The following is a 10,882-nucleotide window of genomic DNA, read 5'->3' as shown; positions in this document are numbered from 1 at the left end:
CGTAGTCCATAATGCGCGCCGGTTTTTGGGGTAATAGTCATGAGCACAGAAGATCCGCGGTTTGCAGGCGTCGCCCGCTTGTATGGCATTGAAGGCCTGGAACGCTTGAAAGCGGCCCATGTGGCGATCGTCGGCGTCGGCGGCGTAGGCTCGTGGGCGGCTGAAGCCATGGCCCGTTGCGGGGTGGGCGAGATTTCGCTGTTTGACCTGGACGACGTCTGCGTCAGCAACAGCAACCGCCAGTTGCACGCGCTGGACAGCACCGTGGGCAAGCCCAAGGTAAACGTCATGGCCGAGCGCCTGCGCGCTATCAACCCCGATTGCACCGTGCATGCGGTGGCGGACTTCGTGACCCGCGACACCATGGCCGAGTACATCACGCCGAATATCGATTGCGTGATCGACTGCATCGACGCCGTCAACGCCAAGGCTGCGCTGATTGCCTGGTGCAAGCGCCGCAAGATCCAGATCATCACCACTGGTGGTGCCGGCGGGCAGATCGACCCGACGCTGATCCAGGTGTGCGACCTGAACCGCACCTTTAACGACCCACTGGCCTCGAAGGTGCGCTCCACGTTGCGCCGCGATTACGGTTTCTCCCGCACCGTGACCCGCCATTACAGCGTGCCGTGCGTGTTTTCCACCGAGCAGCTGCGCTATCCCAAGCCGGACGGCAGCATTTGTCTGCAAAAAAGTTTCGTTGGGGATGGGGTGAAGCTGGACTGCGCCGGCGGGTTTGGCGCGGTGATGATGGTGACGGCCACGTTTGGCATGGTGGCGGCGACCAAGGCGGTGGACAAGATTGTGGCTGGGGTGCGCAGGCCGTCGGAGCGGGTCAAAGCCAGCTAAATCTTACAGCCGTACAGAGATCGAAATGTGGGAGCGGGCTTGCTCGCGAATGCGGTGGTTCAGTCAATGATGTATTGACTGACACTCTGCCTTCGCGAGCAAGCCCGCTCCCACATTTAGTTTCGCGTATGGCTTAGTTCGCGCATGCGCTGCAGGACGGCATTCAAGCCATTACTGCGCGAAGGTGACAGCTGCCGTGACAGGCCAAGCTGGGCAAACCAATCGGGCAGGTCAACGGCCTGCAACTGCGCCGCTGACAGCCCATTGACCCGCGCCAGTAGCAGCGCCACCAACCCGCGAATCATCCGCGCATCGCTGCTCGCGGCGAACTGCCAATGGCCGTTCTCAAGACGCCCCACCAACCACACCAGGCTTTCGCAGCCCTGCACCAGGTTGGCGTCGACTTTGTCCTCATCGGTCAAGGCTGGCAGGCGCTCGCCCCATTGCATCAGCATCCGCGCGCGCTGCTCCCAACTGCCGACCGCCTGAAAGGCGTGCAGGGCAGCGGCGGCTTCGGCCGGCAAGCTCATCGCAACATATCCAGCGCCTGGTCGAGGGCTTCAAAGAAGCGCTCCAGGTCATCGGAGTCGTTGTACAGCGCCAGGGACACGCGGATCGCCCCGGACAAGTGCATCGCCTTGAGCAACGGCATCGCGCAATGGTGGCCGGCGCGCACGGCGATGCCCTGTTCGGTCAGCAGGTGGGCGAGGTCGGCGTTGTGTATGCCTTCCACCACAAAGCTGGCCAAGGCTACGTGAGGTGATCCCAACACGCGGATGCCATTGCGTGCCTTGAGGCCGCGCAGCAGATAGTCGTGCAGCGCCGCTTCATGGGCGACCACGGCGGTCGGGTCCAGTGAGCTCAGGTAATCCAGGCTGGCACCCAGGCCGATCACGCTGGCGATTGGTGGCGTACCCGCTTCAAAACCCAGCGGGGCAGGGCGGAAACTGGCGCTGTGGTAGTCCGCCTGTTGCACCATCTCGCCGCCAAACTGCCAGTGGCGCAGGTGATGCAGGGCTTCGTTGCGGCCAAACAGCACGCCGACGCCGTCCGGGCCATACAGTTTGTGGCTGGAAAACACGTAGAAGTCGCACCCCAGCGCCTGTACATCATGGCGGCCATGCACGATGCCCTGGGCACCGTCGACCACGGTCAGCGCGCCGTGTGCCCGCGCCATCGCCAACAAGGCGTCCAAGGGCTGCCAGGTGCCAAGCACATTGGAAAGCTGGCTCACTGCCAGGACGCGCGTGCGCGGGCCGATCAATTCGCCAGCGGCGTGCAGGTCAATCACGCCGTCGTCACCCAGTGGCAACACCACCAGCGTGAGCGCGCGACGTTTGGCCAGTTGCTGCCAGGGCAGCAGGTTGGCGTGGTGTTCCAGGGCGCTGATAACAATTTCATCGCCCGCATTGAATAAGTGCTCAAGGCCATAGGCCAGGAGGTTCAGCGCAGAGGTTGCGCCGTGGGTAAAGATGATTTGCCCGCTGTCACCTGCGTTAAGCCACTGCGCGACCTTGCTGCGACTGTCTTCAAACGCCTGGGTCGCATGGGCGCCCGGCAAATGTTGGGCACGGTGCACATTGGCTGCGCCATTGGCGTAGTAATGGCTGATGGCATCCAACAGGGCCTGGGGTTTTTGCGTGGTGGCGGCGTTGTCCAGGTAGGTCTGGTCTTGCCGTTGCAGGGTGGCGATGGCCGAAAAATCGGCGCGCCAGGGAGAGGGCACAAGCATGGTGTTCAAGACTCGTATAAGCGGGCCGACCCAAAGGCGCGACCCGCTAGTGGCATCGAGTGGCTGCTTAGTTGTGAGCGTGCAGCGCTTCGTTCAGTTCGATGGCCGATTTGTGGGTTTTGCACTCCACGGCACCGGTCTCGGAGTTACGGCGGAACAGCAGGTCCGGTTGGCCGGCCAGCTCGCGCGCCTTGACCACTTTGACCAGTTGGTTCTGCTCGTCCAGCAGCGCGACTTTGGTGCCGGCGGTGACGTACAGGCCCGACTCCACGGTATTACGGTCGCCCAACGGGATACCGATACCGGCGTTGGCGCCGATCAGGCAGCCTTCGCCAACCTTGATCACGATGTTGCCGCCGCCCGACAGGGTGCCCATGGTGGAGCAACCGCCGCCCAGGTCCGAACCCTTGCCGACGAACACGCCAGCGGAGACGCGGCCTTCGATCATGCCCGGGCCTTCGGTGCCGGCGTTGAAGTTGACGAAACCTTCGTGCATCACGGTAGTGCCTTCGCCCACATAGGCACCCAGGCGGATACGCGCGGCATCAGCGATACGCACGCCGGCCGGGACCACGTAGTCGGTCATTTTCGGGAACTTGTCCACCGAGAACACTTCCAGCAGCTCGCCACGCAGGCGCGCTTCCAGCTGGCGTTCGGCCAGCTCGCTGATGTCGATCGCGCCCTGGCTGGTCCATGCCACGTTCGGCAGTTGCGGGAACACGCCGGCCAGGCTCAGGCCGTGCGGCTTGACCAGGCGGTGCGACAGCAGGTGCAGCTTGAGGTAAGCCTCAGGCGTGGAGGTCAGCGCAGCGTCTTCGGCCAGCAGGGTCGCGACCAGCGGGGTGTGGCTTTCCGCCAGACGGCTCAGCAGGGCGGCTTGGGCAGCGTCGACGGCTTTGAGTGCGTCAGCCAGTTGCAGCGCCTGGGAGACGGTGAAGGTGATGGCCTGGTTGCCTTCGGTGTAGCCCAGGATCGGCGCAATGGCTGCGACGATGTCGGCCGACGGGTTGAGCAACGGTTGTGCGTAAAACACTTCCAGCCAAGCACCTTGGCGGTTCTGAGTGCCGACGCCGAAGCCCAGGCTGAACAGGGAATTGGACATGCTGTTACCTCTACAAAAATGGAAGGCTGGCCTACTTGAGGGCCGCCGAATAACTATCTGGCTTGAAGCCAATCAGGGTTCTGTCTCCGAGATCGAGCACCGGGCGCTTGATCATCGAGGGTTGTGCGAGCATCAATTCAATGGCTTTCGACTGATCGAGATCGGCTTTGCGTTCGTCTTCGAGTTTGCGAAAGGTGGTGCCCGCACGGTTCAAAACCACCTGCCAACCGTGCTCGTTGCACCATTGGGTCAAGTGTTCGCGGTCGATACCGGCCGTTTTGTAGTCGTGAAACTCATAGCTCACAGCGTGCTCATCGAGCCAGGTGCGTGCTTTTTTCATGGTGTCGCAGGCTTTGATGCCGAAAAGGTGCAACGTTTTGCTTGAAGCGGTCAAGGAATTGCCCCCCTTTGGACCAAGTAGAAACGAAAGGTCACGGATTATGCCATGACCAGCAGGTTTGGGTGCCGCTCGTCATGCTTGCTGACGGCGCAGTGCGACTTTTGTGCAAACGCCACGGCGCGGCATGGCCGCGTAACATGGCTGGCTAACATAGCCGAGTAATATGGCACTTCAACGGCCAGCTGTTGCCTGATGGGTGTCGTTGCAAGTCGATTGTCCGGGAAACCCGCTTTATGCAAACCGCCTACACCGTTCTTATCCTGCTGATGCTGGTCAGCGTTTCGCGCCTGGTCGGGCGCATCATTCCTCTGCCGTTACCCCTGGTGCAGATCGCCGCCGGCGCTTTGCTGGCCTGGCCCACTCTGGGGCTGCATGTGGCGCTGGACCCTGAGTTGTTTCTGTTTCTGTTCCTGCCGCCGCTGTTGTTCTCCGATGGCTGGCGCATGCCCAAGCGCGAGCTCTGGCGATTGCGCGGCCCGATTCTGACGTTGGCGGTGGGGCTGGTGCTGTTCACCGTGGTGGGTGCTGGCTATTTCATTCATTGGATATTGCCTACGATTCCGTTGCCGGTGGCCTTCGCCCTGGCGGCGGTTTTATCGCCGACGGATGCCGTGGCGGTGTCGGCCATTGCCCAGAATCGTCTGCCCAAGCCGTTGATGCACATGCTTCAGGGCGAAGCGTTGATGAATGATGCCTCGGGCCTGGTGACCTTCAAGTTCGCCCTGGCGGCGGCGCTGACCGGCGTGTTCTCCCTGGCGGATGCCAGCCTGACCTTTGTGCTGGTCGCCGTGGGTGGTTTGGCGGTTGGCGTGGCGCTGAGCTGGCTGGTCGGCCGTTTGCGCGCCTGGATGATCGCGCGCGGTTGGGATGACCCGGCCACGCATGTGGTGTTCATGTTGCTGTTGCCGTTTGCGGCCTATGTATTGGCGGAGCGCCTGGGCGCATCGGGCATTCTCTCGGCGGTGGCGGCGGGCATGATGCAAAGCTGGCTCGACCTGTTGCCGCGCCAGACCAGCACGCGCTTGCTTAACCGCAGTGTCTGGTCGCTGCTGGAGTTTGCCTTCAATGGCCTGATCTTCCTGCTGTTGGGCCTGCAACTGCCGGACATCATCAAGGCTGTGGTCAGCCACGAGACAACGTTGTGGCCCACCCTGCTGTATCGCTGCCTGGATGTGATTGCGATCTTTGTGGTGCTGGTGGTGTTGCGCTTTATCTGGGTGCAGAGCATCTGGCGCCTGTCGGGTTTACTGCGCCGCCTGCGTGGCAAAAGCGAACTGACCCTGGTGCCGACCGCGCGCTCCTGCTGGCTATTGACGGTCGGCGGCGTGCGCGGTGCGGTGACCCTGGCCGGTGTGATGTCGGTGCCCCTGCTGCTGGCGCCGGGCGAGGCCTTCCCTGAGCGGGACCTGCTGATTTTCATCGCTGCCGGGGTGATTCTGCTATCGCTGATCGCCGCTTGCATCGCGCTGCCGTTGCTGTTGCGCGGCATCGAGCAAAGTCCCGACGAAAAGCGTCATAACGAAGTGCGCGAGGCGTGGAAAAAGACCGCCGTGGCGGCGATCCATGCCCTTGAAGCGGAAGAACCCGCCGAAACCGACACCTCGGACGCCGCTCAGGCCGCACTGGCCGCCGAGCTGAAGGCGCGGCTGATGTCGGAATATCGCCATCAGTTGGAAGTGTTCAATGACTCGGCCGACGCCCAGGCGCTGGCGCTGCAGATGGACCAGTTGGAGCGCAAGTTACGCCTCAAGGCCCTGCGAGCGCAGCGGTTGGAGTTGTACAGCTTGAGCCGTCATCACCAGATTGGTGATGACGTTTTGCGTGAAGTGCTGGCGGATCTGGACATGAGCGAGGCGAATCTGGGCCATGTGAAATGACCCATAAGTGTCAGCGGCGGCGCTGAATGAAGTCGCGAATGCGCTGGGCCGCTTCAACACACTCCGCCAACGGTGCAACCAGCGCCATGCGCACGCGCCCGGCGCCTGGGTTGACGCCGTCCACGTCCCGGGACAGGTACGAACCTGGCACCACGGTCACGTGTTCTTCCACGAACAGGTCACGGCAGAACGCGGCGTCGTCGCCATTCACGTTCGGCCACAGGTAAAACCCGCCGTCCGGGCTTTGTACGTCCAGCACCGGCTTTAGAATGGCCAGCACGGCGTCAAACTTCTCGCGGTACAGGTCACGGTTGGCCAGCACGTGGGCTTCATCCTGCCAGGCCGCGATGCTCGCCCGTTGGGTTTGCACCGGCATCGCGCAGCCATGGTAGGTGCGGTACAGCAAAAAGGCCTTGAGGATGTCGGCATCGCCGGCCACAAAGCCCGAGCGCAGGCCCGGCAGGTTGGAGCGCTTGGACAGGCTGTGGAAGACCACGCAGCGTTTGAAGTCCTGACGGCCAAGCTCGACGCAGGCACTGAGCAGGCCGGGCGGCGGGGTTTGTTCGTCGAAATACAACTCGCTGTAGCACTCGTCGGCGGCGATGACGAAGTCATACTCGTCGGCCAGGGCGATGAGCTTTTTCAGGGTATCGACCGGAATCAGTGCGCCGGTGGGGTTGCCCGGCGAGCACAGGAACAGGATCTGGCAGCGTTTCCAGATGTCCGGCGACACGGCGTCAAAATCCGGGTTGAAGCCGTTAGCGTCCAGGCACGGCAGGTAATGCGGCTTAGCGCCGGCCAGGAACGCGGCGCCTTCGTAGATCTGGTAGAACGGGTTCGGGCTCACTACCAATGCGTCGTCAGCGCGGTTGACCACGGTCTGGGTGAAGGCAAACAGCGCTTCACGGGTGCCGTTGACCGGCAGGATATTGCGCGCCGGGTCCAGCCAACCCTTGGGCACGTTGAAGCGGCGTTCGCACCAGGCGCCGATGGCCTCGCGCAATGCCGGGATGCCCAGCGTGGTCGGGTAAACGGCCATCTGGTCGAGGTTGTCAGCCAGCGCCTTGGCAACGAATTCCGGCGATGTGTGCTTGGGCTCACCGATGGACAGCGCAATCGGGCGTTTGTCCGGGTTCGGCGTGACGCTGCCGAGCAGGGCGCGCAGTTTCTCGAACGGGTAGGGCTGCAGCTGGTTCAGGGCGTTGTTCATGTAAGCCTCTATTGCAATGGGCACGAACCCTGTGGGAGCTGGCTTGCCTGCGCTGGCATCGCTGCGTTGCGCCAGACACACCGCGGTGCCCGCATCGCAGGCAAGCCAGCTCCCACATGAATCGCGTTCACACAGTTAAGAAATCAAATCGTCAGCCGCGTCAGCTCGACGCCGGGTTCCTGCGTCACGCTCAGTTGCTGGACGATTGCGTCCTGCAAGCGTCGGCACAGTTCAGGGTCGGACAGCGGCTGGTTGTCGGCGTCGGTAATGAAGAACACGTCCTCTACGCGCTCGCCGAGGGTCGCAATCTTGGCGTTCTGCAGCGACAGGTCGAACTCCAGGAAAATCCCGCCGATGCGCGCCAGCAAGCCGGGGCGGTCCGGCGCGCTGAGCTCCAGCACGGTCACCGGGCGCTGGGCGTCGTTGGAAATGGTCACCTGAGGCGCAAAGGCAAAGTGCTTGAGCTGACGCGGTACCCGACGCTGGATGATCGTCGGGTAATCGTCCGGGTTGCGCAGCGCTTCGGTCAGGCCTTCGCGGATCTTTTTCACGCGCACCGGGTTATCGCCGATGGAGTCGCCGTCGGTATCGAGCACGATGTAGGTGTCGAGGGTGAACTGGCTGCTCGAGGTGATGACCCGCGCGTCATGGATGTTCAGGTTCAGCTGGTCCATGGCCGCCACGGTCACGGCGAAGAAGTCGTGCTGGTCGGGCGCATAGATGAAGATCTGCGTGCCGCCTTCGAATTCGCGCTGGGTGGTTTCCTTGATCAGTACCAGTGGGCCACCATCGGCAGGCTGCTGCAGGATCGCGTCACTGTGCCAGGCCACGTCGCCGGCAGTGTGGCGCAGGAAGTAATCGTCGCCCAGTTGCGACCACAGCTGCTCGACGTCGTCCGGGTCATTGCCGCCGCGCACCAGGATATCCAGGGCCGCGCTTTGGGTGCGGCGGATCTGCTCCTCGCGGTCTACCGGGTTTTCCAGGCCGCGGCGCAGCGCGCGCTTGGTCTCGGTGTAGAGCTGGCGCAGCAGGCTGGCGCGCCAGGAGTTCCACAATGTCGGGTTGGTGGCATTGATGTCGGAGACGGTCAGCACATAGAGATAGTCGAGGCGGGTTTCATCACCGACGATGCCGGCGAAGTCGTGGATCACCTGCGGGTCGGACAAGTCCTTGCGCTGGGCGGTGGTCGACATCACCAGGTGGTTCTGTACCAGCCAGACGATCAGGCGGCTGTCCCACAGCGGCAGTTGATGGCGCTGGCAGAACGCCTCGGCATCGACTGCGCCGATTTCCGAGTGGTCGCCATGCCGGCCCTTGCCGATGTCGTGGTACAGGCCGGCCAGGTAGATCAGTTCCGGCTTGGGCAGCTTGGCCATGAGCTTGCTGGCCAGCGGGAATTTCTCTGACACCTGGGTGTACTGCAACTTACGCAGGTGCTTGATCAGGTTCAGCGTGTGGGCGTCTACGGTGTAGATGTGGAACAGGTCGTGCTGCATCTGCCCGACGATAAAGCCGAACTCCGGCAGGTACCGCCCGAGAATGCCGTATCGGTTCATGCGCCGCAGGTTGCGGTGGATGCCGATTTTGCATTTGAACAGCTCGATAAACAGGCTGGTGTTGCGGATGTCATTGCGAAAATCATCATCGATCAGATGGCGGTTTTCTCGCAGCAGGCGGATGGTGTCGGCACGCACGCCTTTGATTTCCGGCTGCTGGGCCATCAGCACGAAGATTTCCAGCATGGCGAACGGGGTGCGGCGGAACACGTTGTCGTTGCGCGCCTCGATGTAGCCGTCGTGCAGTTGGAAGCGCGAGTTGATCGGCTGCGGCGGTGCTTCGTCTTCGGGGGCCAGGATCACTTCTTCGAAGTGCTGGATGATCAGGTCGCTGAGCTGAGCGATGCTCATGACCACCCGGTAGTACTGCTGCATGAAGCTTTCGATGCTGGTTTTCGCGTCCTCGCCCTCAAACCCCAGGAGGGTGGCGATGGAGCGCTGGTGGTCGAACAGCAGGCGGTCTTCGGAGCGGCCGGCGAGCATGTGCAGCGCATAGCGCACTTTCCACAGGAACTCCTGGGACGAGGCCAGCAGGGCGTTTTCGCTTTCTACCAGAAAGCCTTCGCCGGCCAGGGCGCGCAGGTTCAGGGTGCCGTATTGGCGACGCGCGACCCACAAAATGGTCTGGATATCGCGCAGTCCGCCCGGTGAGCCTTTGACGTTGGGTTCCAGGTTGTATTCGGTGTCGTTGTACTTGTGGTGCCGGGCCTTTTGCTCGGCACGCTTGGCCAGGAAGAACTCCTTGCTCGGCCACATATGCGCGGTGCTGGTGACTTCCAGCATGCGCTTGCGCAGGCGCTCGGGGCCGGCAATGGTGCGGCTTTCCATCAAGTTGGTGATGACGGTGAGGTCGGCGCGCGCCTCTTCGGCGCATTCGTCTACCGAGCGAACGCTCTGGCCGACTTCCAGGCCGATGTCCCACAACAGCGTCAGAAAGCGCTCGATGGAATCGCGAAAGATCTCATGATCGGCGCTGTCCAGCAGGATCAGCAGGTCGATGTCGGAGTAGGGGTGCAGCTCACCGCGACCGTAGCCGCCGACGGCCACCAGGGCGATATCGGCGTCTTCACTCCAGTTGAACTGTTCCCAGGCCTTTTGCAGGATGTTGTCGACGAACCAGGCGCGGTCCTCGATCAGCCGACGAATGTCCCGGCCACTGCGAAAGCGCGCATCGAGCACTTCGCGGGCCTGGCGAATAGCCTTCTTGAAGGCGAAGATGGGGCTTGCCTTCAAGGCCAGTTCAGCCTGGAACTGGCCACGGTCGAAGAGTTCGGGATCCACCTGGGGCATCGATCGGCTTTCCTTTCTATCTATCAGTCAGTCACAACACCGTTGGGGGGGGAAACCCAAGCAACCTTTACGCTGAAACGCGTGGAATCGTGTCGTCTGCGCGCAAGGTGAAGATCTCGTAGCCGGTTTCGGTGACCAGCAGGGTGTGTTCCCACTGTGCCGAGAGCTTGCGGTCCTTGGTGATGGCGGTCCAGCCGTCGCCCAGCACTTTGGTGTCGGCCTTGCCCTGGTTGATCATCGGCTCGATGGTGAAGGTCATGCCCGCCTTGAGTTCCATGCCGGTGCCGGCGCGACCGTAATGCAGGATCTGCGGTTCTTCGTGGAATACTTTGCCGATGCCATGGCCACAGAATTCGCGGACCACCGAGAAGCCGTTCTTTTCTGCGTGCTTCTGGATCACTTCACCGATATCGCCCAGGCGGCAGCCGGGCTTGACGATTTCGATGGCCTTGTACATGCATTCCTGGGTGACCTGCGACAGGCGCTCGGCCCAGACCGGCACGGTGCCGACGTGGAACATGCGGCTGGTGTCGCCGTGGTAGCCGTCTTTGATCACGGTCACGTCGATGTTCAGGGTGTCGCCGTCTTTCAACGGCTTGTCGCCTGGAATCCCGTGGCAGACCACGTGGTTGATCGAGGTGCAGATGGACTTGGGGAAGCCCTTGTAGTTCAGCGGCGCAGGAATGGCTTTTTGCACGTCGACAATATAGTCGTGGCAGATGCGGTCCAGGGCTTCGGTGGTCACGCCTGGCTTGACGTGTTCGGCAATCATTTCCAGCACGTCGGCAGCCAGTTTGCCGGCAACGCGCATGCCTGCGATGTCTTCGGCGGTTTTCAAGGTAACGGTCATACAGGCTCTCTCTAGC

9 protein-coding genes are annotated in these 10,882 nt (G+C 62.2%); 2 read left to right on the top strand and 7 right to left on the bottom strand.

The window, feature by feature from the left end; genetic code table 11:
• Positions 1–33: 33 nt before the first annotated feature.
• Complete coding sequence (tcdA, locus tag L8K08_RS03360) at positions 34–849, top strand: tRNA cyclic N6-threonylcarbamoyladenosine(37) synthase TcdA (RefSeq protein WP_242195051.1); 816 nt, start codon at positions 34–36, stop codon at positions 847–849.
• A gap of 116 nt (positions 850–965) precedes the next feature.
• Here tcdA and L8K08_RS03355 read toward each other — a convergent pair whose 3' ends face one another.
• The 4 genes from L8K08_RS03355 to L8K08_RS03340 form a co-directional block, all read right to left on the bottom strand.
• Positions 966–1,379: a SufE family protein gene (locus tag L8K08_RS03355; protein WP_242194301.1), complete on the bottom strand. Its 414-nt coding sequence runs from the start codon at positions 1,377–1,379 to the stop codon at positions 966–968.
• Positions 1,376–2,581: a cysteine desulfurase gene (locus L8K08_RS03350; RefSeq protein ID WP_242194299.1), complete on the bottom strand. Its 1,206-nt coding sequence runs from the start codon at positions 2,579–2,581 to the stop codon at positions 1,376–1,378. The genes L8K08_RS03355 and L8K08_RS03350 overlap by 4 nt, the downstream gene beginning before the upstream one ends.
• A 67-nt stretch (positions 2,582–2,648) precedes the next feature.
• Positions 2,649–3,683 carry a 2,3,4,5-tetrahydropyridine-2,6-dicarboxylate N-succinyltransferase gene (gene dapD, locus L8K08_RS03345; RefSeq protein ID WP_242194298.1) on the bottom strand — a complete coding sequence of 345 codons (1,035 nt, stop codon included), beginning with the start codon at positions 3,681–3,683 and terminating at the stop codon, positions 2,649–2,651.
• A gap of 31 nt (positions 3,684–3,714) precedes the next feature.
• Positions 3,715–4,023 carry an arsenate reductase gene (locus L8K08_RS03340; protein WP_231982825.1) on the bottom strand — a complete coding sequence of 103 codons (309 nt, stop codon included), beginning with the start codon at positions 4,021–4,023 and terminating at the stop codon, positions 3,715–3,717.
• Positions 4,024–4,316: 293 nt separating this feature from the next.
• Between L8K08_RS03340 and L8K08_RS03335 the strand changes: the two genes are divergently transcribed.
• A complete protein-coding gene (locus L8K08_RS03335; protein ID WP_145161859.1) occupies positions 4,317–5,960 on the top strand; it encodes a Na+/H+ antiporter in 1,644 nt (547 codons plus the stop codon).
• A 10-nt stretch (positions 5,961–5,970) separates the two neighbouring features.
• Here the strand turns inward: L8K08_RS03335 and dapC are convergent, their stop codons facing one another.
• From dapC to map, 3 genes are all read right to left on the bottom strand, one after another.
• Positions 5,971–7,170, bottom strand: coding sequence for a succinyldiaminopimelate transaminase (gene dapC, locus L8K08_RS03330; RefSeq protein ID WP_145161862.1), 1,200 nt, complete (start codon positions 7,168–7,170; stop codon positions 5,971–5,973).
• Between the two features lie 143 nt (positions 7,171–7,313).
• Positions 7,314–10,016 (bottom strand): [protein-PII] uridylyltransferase, encoded by a 2,703-nt coding sequence (locus L8K08_RS03325; protein WP_242194295.1) that lies wholly within the window; start codon positions 10,014–10,016, stop codon positions 7,314–7,316.
• Positions 10,017–10,083: 67 nt separating this feature from the next.
• On the bottom strand, positions 10,084–10,866 hold the full coding sequence (gene map / locus L8K08_RS03320) for a type I methionyl aminopeptidase (RefSeq protein WP_073522657.1): 783 nt from the start codon (positions 10,864–10,866) through the stop codon (positions 10,084–10,086).
• Positions 10,867–10,882 lie beyond the last annotated feature (16 nt).

The organism is Pseudomonas sp. TREG-RG-20F-10-E-6-01 (genome assembly GCF_022662455.1).
In the GTDB taxonomy this organism is placed as follows: domain Bacteria; phylum Pseudomonadota; class Gammaproteobacteria; order Pseudomonadales; family Pseudomonadaceae; genus Aquipseudomonas.
This window is presented reverse-complemented; position numbering and strand designations above follow the sequence as displayed.